This is a genomic window from Streptomyces sp. JHA26, assembly GCF_002005565.1.
Classification (GTDB): domain Bacteria; phylum Actinomycetota; class Actinomycetes; order Streptomycetales; family Streptomycetaceae; genus Streptomyces.
Window position 1 is genome coordinate 23,007 of the sequence record NZ_BDJC01000039.1, and the last position, 16,557, is coordinate 39,563.

Here is a 16,557-nt window from a genome sequence, read left to right on the forward strand (position 1 = left end):
GACGGCCCGCAGCCCGACAGGGGCGGGCAGGCGTACACCTCGATGTTGAGGTCGTGGACGCCGGGGCGGCCTTGGGCGCGGCCGACGGACACGCCACCCGTCGTCGCGAGAGAGGCACCGCAGAAGCAGCACGCCCATCCGGCGTACTGCGCCCACGACGCAGGACTGCCCGTCCGCATGCCCCGACGGCCACCGGAAGCGATACTGGTAGCAGCCGCGGGACGACGTCTGCCGTGCGCTGGGACTGCGGGGTATCCCGTGGCCGGTCACCGCGGTGGCGCCTTCGCCACCGCCGGAAGGGGCGTCACCATGTGCCGCTGGATCGCCTACTCGGGTGCACCCGTCCTCCTCAGCCAGGTTCTGTTCCAGCCGGAGCACTCCCTGATCGACCAGAGTCTGCACTCCCGTATGGGTGTGGAGACGACCAACGGAGACGGCTTCGGTATCGGCTGGTACCCGCAGGACACGGATACCGCCGATCCGGCGGTCCTGCGGGGTGTGGGCCCGGCCTGGAACGACCGCAATCTGCAGGAAGTCGCCCACCACACGCGCTCGGGGCTGTTCTTCGGGCACATCAGGGCATCGACGGGGACGGCGGTGCAGCAGAGCAACTGCCATCCCTTCCGGAGCGGTCGGTGGCTGTGGATGCACAACGGGATGATCAGTGAGTTCCGTCGGATTCGGCGTGATCTCGCCCTGGCCGTCGACCCGGCCCTGTACTCCGACATCGAGGGCTCCACCGACTCCGAGGTCATGTTCTTCCTCGCCCTGACCTTCGGTCTGCCCGACGACCCGCCCGGTGCGGTGGCGCGCATGGCGGGGCTTGTCGAGACGACCGCTCGGTCGCACGGTATCCCTCACCCACTGCAGATGACCGTCGCGGTGACCGACGGCGAGCACGTGTGGGCCTTCCGTTATTCCAGTGAAGGCCGTTCGCGATCGTTGTACGTCAGCACGAAGGTGGACGCCCTGCGCGCGCTTCACCCGGACGTGTCGTTCCTGCGTGAGCTGTCCGACGAGACCCGTCTCGTCGTGTCGGAGCCTCTGGGTGACCTGCCGGGGGCGTGGAACGAGGTGCCCGAGAGCAGTTACGGCGTCGTCCAGCCGGGCGGGGGCGTGCTCCACCGCTTCAGGCCCGAGTCCACCGAAGGGGCAGGGGCACGGGGGTGAGGAGTGTGAGCACGACCGACGGCAGGGCCCGGGCACCGGCCGATGCGGGCACCGACCCGTCAGGCGATCCGTACCTGCGCACACGGTTCGCGCTTCCCTGTCGGCCTGACACCTTCTTGCGGCGGCAGCGGCTCGTCTCGCATCTGGATCAGGCCCTGAACACACCGCTGACGCTGGTCAACGGATCGGCCGGCGCCGGCAAGACGCTCCTGACGGCCGACTGGGCCGCGGGGCTGCGGCTGCCGGTCGCCTGGTTGACCGTAGAGGCCGGAGATCACCGGCCCGGGATCTTCTGGGCCTACGTCTTCGAGTCCCTGCGCATGTGCGGGGCGCGGGCGGCCGGCGGTGCCGGGGCGCCGGCGGACTCGAGCGGCGTGGGACGCGGTCTGCTGGCATCGCTCGCCGCCGAACTGAACGCCCGCGACGGCCCCGTGGTCCTCGTGCTGGACGAGTACGACCGGATGGCCGTCCCTGAGGTCGCGGAACAGCTGGAGTTCGTCCTGCGCCACTCCGGGCGGGGACTGCGCCTCGTGCTCGTCACCCGCACCGAGCCGCTGCTCCCGCTGCACCGCTACCGCGCCGCCGACGAGCTGACCGAGATCCGCGGCGCCGAACTGTCCTTCACCCCGGAGGAGGCCGGTGCGCTGCTGCGGCTGCACGGGCTGTGCCTTCCCGAGTCCGCCGCTTCCGCCCTGGTGGACCGGACCCGAGGCTGGGCCGCCGGGCTGCGGCTGTCCGCCCTGGCGGCCCGGGAGAGCACCGATCCCGAGCGGTATCTGAAGGAGTTCGAGGCGGACCACAGCACGGTCGCGGACTTCCTGCTGGCGGAGGTCCTCAAGGGGAGGACGGAGGAGACGCAGGACCTGCTGTTGCGGGTGAGCGTCCTGGACCGGTTCTGCCCGGACCTGGCCGACGCCCTGACGCTACGGGCCGACGCCGAACGCCTCCTCGCCGGGCTGCACCGGGAGAACGCGTTCATCGAGCGGCTGGGACACTCCTGGTACCGACTGCACCCGCTGTTCCGGGAGATCCTCCGGGCTCACCTGCGCGAACGCATGCCCGGTGCGGAAGCGGAGCTGCACCTGCGAGCCGCGCGATGGCTGCGCCGTTCCGGCTTCCTCCCGGAGACGCTCGCCCACGGGGCCGCGGGCGGCGACTTCGACCTGGCCGCCGGCGCGCTCGTCGACGACCTCGCGATCGGGCAGCTCTTCACCGGCCTGCGCTCGGACGCTCTGGCCCAGCTCTTCGCCGGCATGGGGCCCGAAGCGGGGAGCCCGGCGAGCGACCTCGTGCGGGCGGCCGGCGCACTGGCCCGACGCGACCTCGACCACGGTCTGGACCGGCTGCGACGGGCCCGGGAACAGCTCTCCGAGACCGAGGACTCTCCCGGCCCGGTGGCAGCCCGGCTGAGCTGCACACTGCTGGAGGCACTCGCCGCCCGGCTCACCGGCTGCCCTCCGCGAGCCGAGCAGGCCGCCGCGACGGCCGAGGAACTGCGCCGGGACCTGCCTGACCACCTGCTGGACGAGCATCCGGAACTGACCGCCCTGCTGATGACACACGTGGGTTCGGCCCGCCTGTGGGAAGGACGCTTCGACGACGCACGCGCCGCGCTGCGCCGTGCGGCCGGTGCCCCGGGCGGATCCGCCACCGTCCTGCCCCGAGTGGAGTCGATGGGGCACCTGGCCCTGCTCGACTATCTGAACGGCTGGCTCGGCCGGGCGGAACGCAGGGCACTGGCCGCGGTGGCCGAGGCGGAACGGGCGGGGTTGCCCCGGCCCCCCGGCGCGGGCCTGGGCCGGCTGGTCCTGGCCGCGGTGGCCGTGGCCCGACAGGAACTGGGCCGGGCCCGGGTCCTGCTCGACGAGACGGCACGGCTTCCGGCGCGGGAACACGATCCGGTACCGACGGCGGGTCGGGCCATGACCGTCTCACGCCTTCTGCTCGACGACGGTGAAACGGACGCCGCCGCCGAGGCTGCGGAGCCGACCGTGTCCACGGCAGTGGCGTCCCCCTGGGCGGAGAGTCAAGCGGCAGTCGTCCGCTCCGCCGCCTGCCTCGCCGACGGACGGCCGGACGAAGCCGTGCGCCTTCTCCAAGGCGTCGGTGGCGACCAACCGGTGTGCGCCGTCGAAGCAGCGGGGATCCAGGTCGCCGCGGGGCATCCCCGCGCGGCGGCAGAACTGCTCGGCGCCGTTCGCGCCGAGGGACGCACCGGCCCCGCGGTGAGCGTGGGGGCGGCGCTGGTGCGGGCCCGGGTGGCGCAGGAGTCGGGAGACACGATCACCGCCCGCCGGCTCGTCGCACGTGCGCTTCTCGACGCCCGGCGCGAGCGACTGCGGCGTCCTTTCCTCCAGGCAGGGGACTGGATCGAGCCGCTGTTGGCCACAGCCCCGCTGCACGGGCTCGCCGAGGGCTGGCTCCCGTCCGGCCGGCGGCAAACGCACGGCGAGCCGGTGCAGCCCGTAGCTGACCCCGCGCTCCTGGTGCCGGTGGAACTGAGCGGACGCGAACGCGACGTGCTGCGGCGGCTGGCCCGCATGATGTCCGCGGAGGAGATCGCCGCCGACCTCTACGTGTCGGTCAACACGGTGAAGACCCATCTCAAGAGCGCCTACCGGAAGCTGGCGGTGAACCGGCGCGGCGACGCGGTACGCCGGGCGCGCGACCTCGGCCTCCTGTGACCTCCCCCGCGAGGGGTGAGGCACACGGCGCCGCCGCCGGGGTGCGATGGGAGGAACGTGCCGCAGCGCACCGGTCGACCCGGCGAGGTGAGACGACGTGAAGCACTGGCGGGCCCTCGCAGTCCTCGGTACGGCCCAGTTCCTGATGGTCCTGGACACCTCCGTGATGAACGTGTCGATCAGCCAGTTGGTCGAGGACTTCGACACGGAGGTCACCGCCATCCAGGCCGTCATCACCCTGTACGCGCTGGTCATGGCGGCGTTCATGCTCATCGGCGGCCGGCTCGGGGACATCCTGGGCCGGCGCCGCATGTTCCTCACGGGACTGGCCGTGTACGGGGTCGGCTCGGCCGTGACGGCCGTGGCGCCCACACTGTGGGTGCTCACGCTGGGCTGGTCCGTCGTCGAAGGGCTCGGGGCCGCCATGGTGCTTCCGGCCATGGCGGCGCTGGTCGCCCAGTCATACCGCGGACGGGACCGGGCCGTCGCCTACGCGGTCATCGGCGGGCTCGCCGGCTCCGGGATCGCGGTCGGCCCGCTGCTGGGCGGCTGGATGACGACCTACCTCACCTGGCGGCTGGTCTTCGCCGGTGAGGTACTCGTCGTCGTGGCCGTGCTGCTGTGCCGGCGGGTGATCGCGACGCCCGCCCCGGCCGCGAAACGCCCCCGGCTGGACGGGCTCGGCGCGGTGCTCTCCGCCGCCGGGCTGGGGCTGGGCGTACTCGGGGTGCTGCAGAGCAGCACCTGGGGCTGGATCGAGCCCCGCAACCCTCCCTTCACCGTCCTGGGCTTCTCCCCCACGCTGTTCGTCGTCGGTGCCGGAATCGCCGTGCTGACCCTGTTCCGGGTCTGGGAACGGCGGCGGGAGGCCCGGGGCGCCGACCCTCTGGTACACCTGTCCCTGCTGGGCAGGCCCGTACTGCGGGCCGGCCTGACGACCCTGCTCAGCCAGAACCTCATCCTCCTCGGCCTGTTCTTCGCCATCCCGCTCTACCTCCAGGTGGTGCAGGGCTTCAACGCCTTCCAGACCGGGCTGCGCCTGCTGCCGGTGTCGGCCACCATGCTGGTGACCTCCCTGTGCGGGTCCGCGCTGGGGCACAGGATGGGACCGCGCCGGGTGGTGCGGCTGGCCCTGGCGATTCTGGCGGCGGCCGTCGTGTGGCTGCTCGCCACGATCGACCCGGTCATCGACGACGCCCAGTTCGCCGGAGCGATGGCGGTGCTCGGGGTGGGCGTCGGTCTGCTCGCCTCGCAGCTCGGCAACGTCGTGCAGTCCGGTGTCGGTGAGGAGGAGCGCAGCGAGGCCGGAGGGCTGCAGTTCACGGCCCAGAATCTGGGCTCGTCGCTGGGCACCGCGCTCATCGGCTCGATCCTGGTCGGCGCGCTGGCAGGCGCCTTCACCACCCAGGTCGCGGACGACCCCCGGCTGTCCCCGGCCGCCCGGGACGAGGTGGGGGTCCGTCTGGAGGCCGGCATCACCTTCGTCCCGACCGAGCAGGTGCGTTCCGCGGCCGAGGAGGCCGGGCTGCCGCCGTCCGAGGTCGACGCCGTGGCGGACTCCTACGCCTCCGCCCAGTTGGACGGGCTGAAGGCGGCGATCCTGGCCACGGGCGGCGTCGCGCTCGCGAGCTTCCTGGTCACCGCACGTCTTCCGACCACCCGGGCAGGCCGCCCGTCCGAACCCGAACCCGAACCCGGTGCCGGGGGCCGGACAGCCGGGCCGTCCGGGCCGACCGGGCCGTCCGGGCCGACCGGCTGAGCTCGAAGGAGACACAGGTGACCGCGGGCGAGACCGGGACAGGGCGATCCACGGACCGGCGGGAGCGGCGGGCCGCGCACCGGGCCCATGCGGACTACACCGGCGGTGTCTACGGCTCCATGCTCGCGGCCTCCGTCGTGATCGGCGCCGGCACCCTGGGCTCGTTCCCCCGCGCCGAACTGGTTCTGCTGCTGTTGCTCACCAGCCTGGTGTTCTGGATCGCCCACGTCCACGCCGAGCTGTTCGGAGCGCGTCTCGCGCGGCGCACTCCGGACCGGCGGGTGATCCTGCGGGTGTGCCGCGAGGAGTGGCCCATCGTGAAGGCCGCCGTGCCTCCGGCCGCGGCGATCGCCGTCAGCCCCGTGCTGGGGCTGGACGTCCAGGGCACCCTGTGGCTGGCGCTGTCCGTCGCCGTCACCGGACAGGTGGGCTGGTCCGTCGCCGCGGCACACCGCGCGGGCGCCCCGTTGCGGCTGATGGCCACCACCGCGACGGTCAACGTACTGCTCGGTCTGGCGATCGTCGTCGTCAAGATCGCAGTGACGCACTGAAAGGCACGGGCACTGCGGCCGGAGTCACCTGTACCGGGTGAGGGCGTCGGAGGGCGACGAGGCGCAGGATCGTCGCACAGGACACCGTCCGCCCCGGAGCCCCGGACGGTGTCCCGAGCCCCGTCCGGTGGAGGGACCGCTCGTGCGCTGCGAGATCCGCATCGAGGGACACCTGTCGGAGACGCTGGCCAACGCGTTCCCGGAGCTGGAGCACGTCGTCATGTCCGGCCAGACCGTCCTGTTCGGCACGGTGATCGACGAGGCCCACCTGTACGGGCTGCTCACCCGCTGTCAGTCACTGGGTCTGCGCGTCATGGAGATGCGGCAGCTCCCGGAATGACGCCCACGGACGGTGTGCGTCGGCCCGCTCGCCGGACCGGCGCTCCAGCGGGTAGTAGGTGGTGACGAGCCCGACGGCGACGGACCCAGCGCGCGCGACCGTGACCGCCCCGGCGGCCCGGCGAGAACGGAGCCCGTCACGTGGGGCCGGTCCTGACGAGGTGCGGCTCTTGCCGCCTCCTGAGGTGTTATCGCTCGTCTCACGTCTCTTCGTCTCGTCCGGGCCCGGTGGACAGGTGTTCTCGAATCCCACCTCGCTGCCCCGCCGTCCGGCCGGGATCACCCCTGACGGGTGATCCCGGCCCTCAGCGCCGGCCCCGACCCTGGAACGGACACCCACCAGTCCTGCGGTGCTCACCGGCCTTCCCCACCGGGCGGCCCGGTGGCGACCGGCCGGTCCACGAGGAGGCGCCATGACCGTGCCCCGAGACGCGGCGGAACCCCCCGGCCGGGGAGGCGGGGCCGGCAGGGCGGTTCCCGGAGCCGTGGACGACCCTGCGCACGTCCTCACCCGGCTCGGCCGGTCCTGGACCTGGCTCATGGGATCGGCCGTCGCCACGCTGGTCCCCGGCGTCCTGGTCCTGGTCTGGCCGGAGGCGACCCTGCATGTCCTGGCCGTCCTCGTCGGCCTGTACCTGCTGCTGACCGGTGTGTTCCGGTTCGTAGCCGTCTTCGCGCGGGAGGGACACGAGCGGCTGCCCGGGCTCCTGCTGGCCGTGCTGTACCTGCTGGCCGGGGTGCTGTGTCTGCGCAACCCGCTGCAGACCATCGCCGCGCTGTCACTGATCGTCGGCATGGTCTGGCTGGTGTCCGGCATCCTCACCCTCTACGCCGCCCTGGTCACCGAGAACCTGCCGCACCGCGGCCTGGTCATGGGGATGGCGGTACTGGCGGTCGTCGCCGGGATCGTCGTCCTCGCACTGCCCGCGGAGTCGGCCCGTGCCCTGACCCGGCTTCTCGGCCTGTGGCTGGTCCTGCTGGGGCTGGCCGAGGCGGTGGCCGCCCTGGGGTGGCGGTCCGCGCTGCGCGGGGCACGCCCGCCGAAAGCGGGAACGCCCGCTGCCACGACCTGACCACGGGCCGGTGGAAGGAACGTCGATGGCCCCGACCACCCCGGCCGGATCGCCCGACTCCGGCGGGCCTGGCGACCGCTCCCCCGCCCTGTCGGCCGGTGAGCGGGCGGAGTACGAGCTTCTGCGCCGGCAGGCGTCGGTACGCCACCGGCGGGCCCGCGTGGCCGGCTCCTCGGTCCTTCTCCTGCTGACTCTGTTGCTCGCCCCCCTGGCCGTGGTCGCGGCCTGGGTGCAGGACACCGTCTCCGACACCGACCGGTACGTGGCGACCGTGGCGCCGCTGGCGTCCGCGCCGGCCGTGCAGGACGCCCTGACCGACCGGCTCACCGACCGGGTGGTGGCACAGGTGGACGTGAAGGCGGTGACGGACTCGCTCGCCGACACTCTCCGGGAGGCCGGGGCGCCGCCCCGCATCGTGGACGGCGCCGAGTCCCTGGAAGCCCCACTGCGCGACGCCGTACGGTCCACCGCCGAGCGCACCGTCAGCGGCGTGGTCACCAGCGATGTCTTCCGGCGAGCGTGGGAGGGTGCCAACCGGCGGTCGCACGCCGCGGTGGTGCACATGCTCACCGGTGAGGGCCGGGGTGCTCTGAGCACCGGGGAGGGCGCCGTCCGGCTGGACGTGGGGGAGGTCGTCGATCAGGTACGGGCGCGGCTGGCCGACGCGGGCTTCGGCAAGGCCGCCGCAGCGATCCCGGACAGCGACCGGACGGTCACGCTGTTCGAGTCGGAGCAGCTGGACAAGGCGCAGGGCGTGATGCGGCTGCTGGACGTCGTCGGTGTCTGGCTGCCCGTACTGACCACCGTCCTCGCCGCGCTCGCCGTGTGGACCGCACCCGCCCACCGCGTGATGCTGTTGGCCACCGCGACCGGTGTCGGGGCGATGATGGCGCTGCTGCTCGTGGCCTTGGCGGTAGTGCGCCGGGCCTGTCTGGACTCGGTACCGCCCACGGCGCTGCCGCTCGACGCGGCGGCGGCCGTCTACGACACGTTCGTCCGCTTCCTGCACGACAGCACCCGCACGCTGATGGTCGTCGCGGTGGTCACCGCGCTGGCCGCGTACCTGTACGGGCCCGGGCACGCCGCCCGTGCCGTCCGAGGGACGGCCGCGCGTGCCACGGCGGCCACCGGCCGGGCCCTGCGCCGAAGCGGTGTGGACACCGGGTCCACGGGACGTCTGCTGGCGAAGCACCGGACGTGGGCCACCGGCACCGTCGTCGCGGCGGGAGCGTTGGCCCTGTTGCTCTGGAACCACCCCACGGTCACCGCTGTGGCGCTCGTCCTCGGGATCGCCTCGGCCGCCCTGGTCGTCATGGCGGTCCTGGCGGCAGCCGCCGACCCGGCGGCCAACTCACCCGTGCCGGGTGATGCCGGGCGCCGAGCCCCATGACCACCCTGAGGTCGGTACGCAACGACGGCCGGGCCCGCCCGGGACGGAGGACGGACATGAACGCGCAGACCTACCTGGCGTACGACTACCCACTGCTCAACATGTTCTGGACCATGCTTCTGGTCTTCCTGTGGATCATGTGGTTCGTCCTGCTCTTCCGGATCATCGGTGACATCTTCCGCGACGACCGGCTGAGCGGCTGGGCGAAGGCCGGCTGGCTGGTGTTCTGCCTCCTCCTGCCCTTCCTCGGCGTATTCGTCTACGTCATCGCACGCGGGAAGAACATGGGCCGCCGGGAGACGGAACACGCCCGCGCCCGCCAGGAGGAGTTCAACGCCTACATCAGGAAGACCGCGAGCGATGGACAGCGCTCCAGCGTCGACGAACTGGCCCGGCTCTCCGAGATCCGCGATCAGGGTGCCATCACGGACGAGGAGTTCCGCAGGGCGAAGGAGCTGGTCCTGAGCGGCCACGGCCCGGCGGAACACGTGGGCCGGGCCCCCTCCGCATCCAGCCCTTCCGTCCGCTGACCATCCGCACGCCACGAATCGAGGCGCACGATGACCGCCACACACACCCGGCCGACGCACTCGTCGAGACAGGCGTGGGCGACCGGCCTGACCGTCTTCGCCGCCGTCATGCTCCTGCTCGTCGGCCTCCTCGACATCCTGCGGGGGATCATGGCCATCGCCGAGGACGACGTCTTCGTCACCACACCCGACTACGTCTTCCGGTTCGACCTCACCAGCTGGGGCTGGATCCACCTCGTCCTGGGCGTACTCGCTGTGATCATCAGCGCCGGGCTGCTCAAGGTCGCGACGTGGGCGCGTGTGTCCGGCGTGGTCATCGCCGCACTCGTGATCCTCGCCAACTTCCTCTCCCTGCCGTACTACCCGCTGTGGTCCGTCGTGATGATCACCATGTCGGGCTTCATCATCTGGGCCCTGAGCGTGATCAAGCCCGGCGGCAACCTCTACGACCTGTCCGGGGAACGCACCCCTGACTAGACGTGTGACCGAGCGAAGGAGCGACACGTGGATGCGCGAGGGACGGACACGAGGAGGCGGCGCGTAAGGGGCCCCGGGGGCGAGGGCGGCACCGCTCTCGCCCGCATCGCCCTGCTGGCTCTGTCGGCCTGCGTCCTGGTGCCGCTCGTTGCCGCCGGGCTCCGCAGCGTGCTGTGGGCTTTGACCGGCATCGCGGGACTCGCGCTCGCGGCCGTCGGCGTGTGGTGGGCCCTGGCCCATACCGGTGTCGTCCGCATCGTCGGAACAGCTCTGTCGGTGGCCGCGCCGGTCACCGTCCTCGCGCTTTACGCCACGGCCGGCCTGCTGGGTCCCGCCCTGCTGTCGTCGGGCCTTTTGGTACTGGCCGTCGTAGCGGCACGCTGGGCCCTGGCCCCTGCTCCCACCCCCTACGAAGAGGCCGCCGGAACACCCTGCCACCCCTGGGTGCTCATGAACCGCCGATCCGGCGGCGGCAAGGTGGACCGGTTCCGCCTGGTGGACAAGGCACGGGCCGCGGGTTGCCGTGTGCACGTGCTCGGCCCCGGCCAGGACGTCACCGCGCTGGCCCGGCAGGCCGTCGCCGACGGAGCGGACCTGCTGGGGGTGGCGGGCGGCGACGGCACCCAGGCGCTGGTCGCCGACGTCGCCGCCCGCCACGAGGTGCCGTTCGCGGTGATCCCGGCCGGAACCCGCAACCACTTCGCCCTCGACCTCGGCCTCGACCGCGACGATCCGGTGGCGGCGTTGGAAGCCCTGACGGGAGGTGTGGAAATCCGCGTCGACCTGGGGTACGCCGCGGACCGCGTCTTCGTCAACAACGCCTCGTTCGGCACGTACGCGGCCGTCGTCAACGACCCCGCCTACCGGGAAGCGAAAGCCCGTACGGTCCTGCAGACCCTTCCCGGACTGCTCACGGGCGACAGCGCCTCCGCTTTGCGCATGACGGCCAACGGGCGGCACATAGCCGGCCTGCAGGCCCTGCTCGTCAGCAACAACCCCTACGGCCGGGCCGTTGACGTGTCGCACCCGGGGCGCCGGGGGCGGCTGGACACGGGACTCCTCGGTGTGGCGTGCGTCCGGGTCGCCGGCACCGCCGAAGCGGCACGCCTGGCGAGCCGACCGCACTCCGGGGGCCTCGTCCGGCTCACCGCCGACGAAGTCCTCGTCGAGACCGATACCGCCACCATGCCGGTCGGCATCGACGGGGAGTACGTCGTTCTGCCCTGCCCTGTGGTGTGCCGCAGTGCACCCGGAGCCCTACGGGTCCGCGTGCCGCGCCACCGGCCCGGTGGATCGAGGTCCCCCGGACCGACGGCCGACTGGCCGCGCGTCGCCCGCCTGGCACTGCGCCGGCCAGTCGGGGGCAACGAGATGGAGAGACACCCATGACTCAGGCAACCACAGGCAAGGCGCACAAGTCGTTTCTTTCCCGCCCCGCGGTCCGACGCCTCATGCCCTTCACCCTGATCACCGCGATCGCTCTCATCTTCATCTTCGAGAACCGTTCGAGTGTCGAGATCCGCCTCCTCATCCCCATGGTGACCATGCCGCTGTGGGGCGCCCTCCTGATCGCCTGGGCCCTCGGCGTCCTCGCCTGCGTCTTCACCGTGCGCCGACGGTCGAACCGGCATGCACGACGGCAGGGGTGACGCCACACCCCAGCCGATGCCCCAGGCAGCACAGAGCCGGCACACATCGGCACGGGAAGCCCGCGAATCTGACGCCGCCCTTCCCTGCGGCGCTCACACCGCTGCTGGAACGCCGGCACGTCGGCACGGCGCACCCCACGGTGACTGCTTCCGGGCAGATTCACCGACGGGATGTCACCGGCGTCAAGGAGACGGGTGACAAACGGTCGGGACAAGCCCAGAAGCTCAGCGGCCTCAGCGGGCGACAGCTGAACCTCGGAGGCCAGGACCGTAACCGCATGCCCACGGGCCAGCTCGTCGGCGGAGGCGAAGAGGGTCCGGACCAGTTCCCGTGGCAGTGCCGGCTCGCCACCGTCCGAGGTGCGCACCACAACCTGGACCTGCTCTGGCACCATGCGGGCAGTCGCGGCGAGGGCATCCTGATGCGAGGGGTTCGGTTCGACCTTCTCCGCGCGGGCGAGGACGCTCGTACGGGCCACGGCCTCCTCCGATCACCGCCCTGGACGAAAAATCATCTGCAATAACTGCAACCGGGGGGCTTGCGCGGACAATCGTGCGGCCACCAGGGGCGGTCACGACGGCCAGGACAGCCGCCACGGCAGGAGTTCGTCCGCCGCCGGCGCGGACTCGACCGGTCCGGGTCCGGTCGGCGGTCCGTACGCCTCCGGCCCGGCAGGTGATTCCGGCGTGCTCAGGAGGACCATGCCGCGAGGAGGTCCGCCGGGCCGTAGGCGGCGTCGAGCCCCGCGCAGTCGGTCCCGTTGCGCGAGACGGCGATCACCGGCACGGGAGCAGGCGTGAGCACGGCGCGGTGCCGGTGCAGGGCCGCGAGATCGTGCCGGTCGAACGGGGAGTTCTCCAGCCACTTCACCGAGCCGACGAACAACAGCTCCTTGGCGATCGGCGCGCGGTCCGCTCCCACGATGTCGATCTCCACGTCGTTGGTACGCGTCCAGTAACCGCCGATGGCGGGGGCGGCGGGGAGGTTCGCGTCGGGCAGGAGGCGTGCCAGCGCCTCGCGCACCAGCGGTTCGACGGCCCTGCCACGCCAGCTGGTCCAGTTCTCGCGGATGCGTCGCAGCGTCAGGTCCCCCCGGCCCCGCTCGATCTCCTCCATCGCCGGGCCCAGGAACTTCAGCCAGAAGCGGAGGTAGGGGTCCGCGACCCGATAGCGCCGGTCCTTCGAGGGCCGCGTGGACACGGGAAGCTCCGCCGCGATCACCCGCTTGTCCGCGAGGACCCCCAGCGACCGCTGCAGCGGGGTCGCCCCGATCCCGCCGGCGGCGCGGGCGATGTTGGAGAACGTCCGCTCACCGCTGCCGATCGCCGAGAGGACGGTGCGGGCCTGGACCTGCTGGGGGAACTCCGCGGCGAGCGAGCGCTCCGCCGACACCAGCAGGGCCGAGACCGGATCGTCGAGCGCCGCCTGCAGGAACTCCCACATCCCGGCGCCGTGCCTCCACTCCGCGCAGATCAGAGGCAGTCCACCGGTGATCAAGGCCGCGTCGAAGGCCGGGGCGGGATCGAGGCCGAGCATCTCGCCCACCTCCGCCGGGTTGAGCGGGCCCAGCACCATCTCCCGTCCGCGCTGGTGGAACGGGCGCCCATAGCTGTTCAGCGCCTCCATCATCGACAGGTCGGAGCCGATGAGCACCAGCAGAACCGGCTTCTTCTCCAGCACCCGGTCCCAGGCCCGCTGAAGCATGCCCTCGAAGGCGCCCTCCGCATCCATCAGATAGGGCACCTCGTCCATGACCACCACGCTCGCCCGGTCGTGCGGAAGCGCTGCCGCCAGGACGTCGAAGGCCGCGTCCCAGCTCGCCGGGCGGGCCGCGGACAGCAGATCCGCCAGCGGAAGGCTGGACGACCGCGCGTCCTGGCCGAGCCGTTCCAGGTCCGCCTCCGGTGACGCCCCTGTGGCGGCGTAGAAGAGGAACGGCGCGCCGGACCTCTCGGCGAACCGCTCCACCAACCGCGACTTGCCCACCCGGCGGCGCCCCCGGAGCATCACGCACCGCCCGGGCCGCTCCCCGCCGACCCCGGCCGTCACCTTGCCGAGCTCGCGATCCAGCGTCTCGAGCTCGTGCCGCCTGCCCACGAAATCCGCCATGTCGCCGCCTTACCCGAGCACCATCCGGAAACCACAGAGACTAACATTGAAGTTAGTAACATTAATGTTGGCAACATGTGACAGGCGCTCCCGCGCCGTGACGGCCGACGGGGACGCGCTCAGTCGGTGGCCGGGGTGTCGGGGCCCCGGTGGACCACCGTGATGTGGTGGTCGGGGCCCGGGGTCTCCAGTTCGTCGATCACCGCGACGGCCAGGTCCTCGGCGCTGATCCAGGAGCGGCCGTCGGCGTCCACGAGCAGGGTGTCGGTGCCGCGGCCGTAGCGGCCGGTGCGTTCGCCGGGATGCAGGAGGGCCGGCGGGCTCAGGTAGGTCCAGTCCTGGTGGGGGTGGGACCGGCAGGTGCGCAGCTGGGCGACTCCGGCGGCGGCCACGGCCCTGAACTCGGCGGGTACGTGCTCCGGATCGTCGGCGACCAGGAGACCGGGGTCACCGGGGCTGCGCAGTGCCCCGGCGCCGCCGATCACGAGGACGCGGATGCCGAGCCGTGCGGCGGTGTCCAGCACCGTGCGGGTGGCGCCGACCAGGAAGTCCTCGTCGACCGGCACGGTCCGCAACGTCACGACGACCGCGTCCGCCGCGCCGTGGGAGCCGGAGGCCGCGAGTGCCTCGTGCAGGGCGGACGCGTCGTCGGCGTCGACCGCGATCGGCGTGACGTTCGGGTTCCCCGGGTCTCCGCCACCGGGCTTCCGGGACAGGGCGAGCATCCGGTGGCCGCGTGCGCCGCCCTCGGCGGTCACCCGGCTGCCGGCCATCCCGGTGGCGCCCAGTACGGCGATCGTCAGCTGTTTCCTCATCGGATCCGTCCTTCTCGTACGTCGTGGTCGTGCGGCCGGTGTTCGGGGGCGGCGGTTCGTGCCCGGCCGGTTCGTGCCCGGCCGGTGCGCACCCGGCCGGTGCGCACCCGGCCGGTGCGCACCGCCCCGGTGGGCAGCTGCGCGGCGAGCAGCGCCGCCAGGGCCAGGGCGAAGCCGAGGGTCTGCAGCGCACTCAGCGACTCGCCCATCGCGACGCCGATGACGGCCGCGACCAGCGGGGACAGCAGTACCAGCGGTGCGGACGCGCCGACCGGCAGCCTTCCGAGACCGCGGAACCACAGCGTGGACGCGATCAGTCCGCCCACGCTGCCGAGCCACAGGTACCCGGCGGCCGCTCCGGCGCCGATGCTCGGCGGCGCCCCCTCGAACGCGGCGGTGAGGGGGAGCAGGAGCAGGCCGCCCGCCGTCAGCTGCCAGCCGGTCAGGGCCAGGGGGCCGACGCCCGCGGGAAGCCCCCAGCGTTTGGTGAGGACGATGCCGGCGGCCATGCCGGCCGTACCGGCCAGGCCCGCGACGACTCCGACGGCGTCCAGCCGGGCCTGCGGCCCCAGGACGACGAGGCCGACGCCGACCACGCCGAGCACGCTCCAGATCGACCGCCAGGCCGTCGGCTGGTCGTGGAGCAGTACGAGGGCCAGCCCGGCGACCATCAGCGGCTGGGCGGCACCGAGGGTGGCGGCGACGCCTCCGGGGAGCCGTTCGGCCGCCACGAACAACAGGGGGTACAGGGCGCCGATGTTGAGCGCGCCGAGGACCGCCGCCTTCCACCACCACTCCCCGCGCGGGAGCACACGCGTGATCGCCAGCGCGACCAGGCCTCCCGGCAGGGCGCGCAGCATCCCGGCGAACAGCGGGTGCCCGGGTGGAAGCAGTTCCGTGGTGACGACGTAGGTGGTGCCCCAGGTGGCGGGGGCGACGGCGGTCAGCGCGACGGTGGCCGCCCGGTGCGCGTACGGGATGCCCGGCGCCCCCGGCGCTCGTGCGGTGGGTGTTCGCATGGGAAGGAGTCTCGGCCGACGGCTGTCATGAGTCCAACACATGCTTGTCATCGCAACGATGAAGCAGAACGATGGTGGGGTGGACCTGCAGCAGATGCGCTACGTCGTCGCCGTGGCCGAGACCCGCAACTTCACCCGCGCCGCCGAACGCTGCTTCGTCGTGCAGTCGTCGCTCAGCCACCGGATCGCCGGCCTGGAGCGGGAACTCGGGGTCAGACTGTTCGCCCGGTCCAGTCGCCGCGTCGAACTGACGCCCGCGGGAGCGGCGTTCGTCGCCGGCGCGCGCGAGTGCCTGGCCGCCGCCGATCGCGCCGCCGCCGACGCCGCCGCCGCGACCGGCGTGGTGCGCGGCCGGCTCGCCGTCGGCGTGATCGTGACGACGGCCGCCGTCGACGTGGCCGAGCTGCTGCAGCGGTACCGCGCCCAGCACCCGGACGTCCAGGTCGCCCTCCGTTCCGGGCGCAGCGACGAACTGGCCGCGGCGGTACGGAACGGCGACCTGGACATCGCCTTCCTCGGCATGCCGGAGAGCGAGGGTCCCGCCGGTGTGGAGTGCGTCGTCCTCGCGCACGACGAGCACGTGCTGGTGGTGCCGGCGGGGCACCGGCTGGCGGGCGCTTCCCGGGTCACGCTGCGGGAGATCGCCGAGGAGACGTTCGTGGACTTCGTGAGCGGGACGCCCGCCCGGGCCCAGTCCGACCAGGCGTTCACCGCCGCGGGCCTGGTCCGCGACGTCGCGTACGAGACCGGCGTCGTGGAGCTGATCACCCGGCTGATCGGCCGCGGGCTCGGCGTCGCGCTGCTGCCGTCGGCGTTCGTCCGGCCGCGGGCCGCCGCCGACCCCCACCTGGCACTGGTCCCGGTGGCCGACGGGCCGCGTCGCATCGAGTACCTGGTGTGGAACCGCTTCAACCCCAGCCCGGCCACCCGTGCGATGCTCGACGTCCTCGGGATCGAACGGCCGTCGGCAACGCCCTGACCGGCCGGTACG

The 16,557-nt window shown here is 72.6% G+C and carries 15 protein-coding genes and 1 pseudogene; 12 read left to right on the forward strand and 4 right to left on the reverse strand.

Annotated features, from left to right (window positions below; translation table 11 throughout):
• Positions 1–309: 309 nt before the first annotated feature.
• From JHAT_RS22700 to JHAT_RS22760, 11 genes are all read left to right on the forward strand, one after another.
• Positions 310–1,170, forward strand: a complete 861-nt coding sequence (locus JHAT_RS22700) for a class II glutamine amidotransferase (protein ID WP_077800142.1) — start codon at positions 310–312, stop codon at positions 1,168–1,170.
• A 5-nt stretch (positions 1,171–1,175) separates the two neighbouring features.
• Positions 1,176–3,854: a LuxR C-terminal-related transcriptional regulator gene (locus JHAT_RS22705; protein ID WP_077800094.1), complete on the forward strand. Its 2,679-nt coding sequence runs from the start codon at positions 1,176–1,178 to the stop codon at positions 3,852–3,854.
• 97 nt (positions 3,855–3,951) lie between these two features.
• Complete coding sequence (locus tag JHAT_RS22710) at positions 3,952–5,613, forward strand: MFS transporter (RefSeq protein ID WP_077800095.1); 1,662 nt, start codon at positions 3,952–3,954, stop codon at positions 5,611–5,613.
• A 17-nt stretch (positions 5,614–5,630) separates the two neighbouring features.
• Entirely contained in the window at positions 5,631–6,164 is a 534-nt protein-coding gene (locus tag JHAT_RS22715; RefSeq protein WP_077800096.1) for a hypothetical protein, read from the forward strand.
• Positions 6,165–6,306: 142 nt separating this feature from the next.
• A complete protein-coding gene (locus tag JHAT_RS22720) occupies positions 6,307–6,504 on the forward strand; it encodes a hypothetical protein (RefSeq protein ID WP_077800143.1) in 198 nt (65 codons plus the stop codon).
• Positions 6,505–6,916: 412 nt separating this feature from the next.
• Complete coding sequence (locus JHAT_RS22730; protein ID WP_077800097.1) at positions 6,917–7,576, forward strand: HdeD family acid-resistance protein; 660 nt, start codon at positions 6,917–6,919, stop codon at positions 7,574–7,576.
• 25 nt (positions 7,577–7,601) lie between these two features.
• Positions 7,602–8,966: a hypothetical protein gene (locus JHAT_RS34720; RefSeq protein WP_171991009.1), complete on the forward strand. Its 1,365-nt coding sequence runs from the start codon at positions 7,602–7,604 to the stop codon at positions 8,964–8,966.
• 56 nt (positions 8,967–9,022) lie between these two features.
• On the forward strand, positions 9,023–9,496 hold the full coding sequence (locus JHAT_RS22745) for an SHOCT domain-containing protein (RefSeq protein ID WP_077800102.1): 474 nt from the start codon (positions 9,023–9,025) through the stop codon (positions 9,494–9,496).
• Positions 9,497–9,526: 30 nt separating this feature from the next.
• The gene (locus JHAT_RS22750) at positions 9,527–9,973 is read left to right on the forward strand and encodes a hypothetical protein (protein ID WP_077800103.1); all 447 of its coding nucleotides are present in this window, start codon (positions 9,527–9,529) and stop codon (positions 9,971–9,973) included.
• A 27-nt stretch (positions 9,974–10,000) separates the two neighbouring features.
• Positions 10,001–11,362 (forward strand): diacylglycerol kinase family protein, encoded by a 1,362-nt coding sequence (locus JHAT_RS22755; protein WP_077800104.1) that lies wholly within the window; start codon positions 10,001–10,003, stop codon positions 11,360–11,362.
• Positions 11,359–11,622, forward strand: a complete 264-nt coding sequence (locus JHAT_RS22760; protein ID WP_077800105.1) for a hypothetical protein — start codon at positions 11,359–11,361, stop codon at positions 11,620–11,622. The genes JHAT_RS22755 and JHAT_RS22760 overlap by 4 nt, the downstream gene beginning before the upstream one ends.
• A gap of 110 nt (positions 11,623–11,732) precedes the next feature.
• Here the strand turns inward: JHAT_RS22760 and JHAT_RS35425 are convergent.
• The 4 genes and pseudogenes from JHAT_RS35425 to JHAT_RS22780 all read right to left on the reverse strand — a co-directional run.
• A pseudogene (locus tag JHAT_RS35425) lies at positions 11,733–12,017 on the reverse strand (helix-turn-helix domain-containing protein); the annotation flags it as partial.
• 296 nt (positions 12,018–12,313) lie between these two features.
• Positions 12,314–13,732, reverse strand: a complete 1,419-nt coding sequence (locus JHAT_RS22770) for a DUF234 domain-containing protein (protein ID WP_077800107.1) — start codon at positions 13,730–13,732, stop codon at positions 12,314–12,316.
• Positions 13,733–13,851: 119 nt separating this feature from the next.
• Complete coding sequence (locus JHAT_RS22775) at positions 13,852–14,547, reverse strand: NAD(P)-dependent oxidoreductase (RefSeq protein ID WP_077800108.1); 696 nt, start codon at positions 14,545–14,547, stop codon at positions 13,852–13,854.
• Entirely contained in the window at positions 14,544–15,566 is a 1,023-nt protein-coding gene (locus tag JHAT_RS22780; RefSeq protein ID WP_077800110.1) for an EamA family transporter, read from the reverse strand. Before JHAT_RS22780 ends, JHAT_RS22775 begins: the two co-directional genes overlap by 4 nt.
• Before the next feature lie 79 nt (positions 15,567–15,645).
• On the opposite strand from JHAT_RS22780, the gene JHAT_RS22785 reads away from it, so the two are divergent.
• Entirely contained in the window at positions 15,646–16,545 is a 900-nt protein-coding gene (locus tag JHAT_RS22785) for a LysR family transcriptional regulator (protein WP_077800111.1), read from the forward strand.
• Positions 16,546–16,557: the final 12 nt, after the last annotated feature.

Excerpts from the sequence above, each read along its gene's own strand:
- JHAT_RS22700 (WP_077800142.1), top strand. The coding sequence starts at position 310 with ATGTGCCGCTGGATCGCCTACTCGGGTGCACCCGTCCTCCTCAGCCAG.
- JHAT_RS22730 (WP_077800097.1), top strand. The coding sequence starts at position 6,917 with ATGACCGTGCCCCGAGACGCGGCGGAACCCCCCGGCCGGGGAGGCGGG.
- JHAT_RS34720 (WP_171991009.1), top strand. The coding sequence starts at position 7,602 with ATGGCCCCGACCACCCCGGCCGGATCGCCCGACTCCGGCGGGCCTGGC.
- JHAT_RS22745 (WP_077800102.1), top strand. The coding sequence starts at position 9,023 with ATGAACGCGCAGACCTACCTGGCGTACGACTACCCACTGCTCAACATG.
- JHAT_RS22750 (WP_077800103.1), top strand. The coding sequence starts at position 9,527 with ATGACCGCCACACACACCCGGCCGACGCACTCGTCGAGACAGGCGTGG.
- JHAT_RS22760 (WP_077800105.1), top strand. The coding sequence starts at position 11,359 with ATGACTCAGGCAACCACAGGCAAGGCGCACAAGTCGTTTCTTTCCCGC.
- JHAT_RS22770 (WP_077800107.1), bottom strand. The coding sequence starts at position 13,732 with ATGGCGGATTTCGTGGGCAGGCGGCACGAGCTCGAGACGCTGGATCGC.
- JHAT_RS22775 (WP_077800108.1), bottom strand. The coding sequence starts at position 14,547 with ATGAGGAAACAGCTGACGATCGCCGTACTGGGCGCCACCGGGATGGCC.
- JHAT_RS22780 (WP_077800110.1), bottom strand. The coding sequence starts at position 15,566 with ATGCGAACACCCACCGCACGAGCGCCGGGGGCGCCGGGCATCCCGTAC.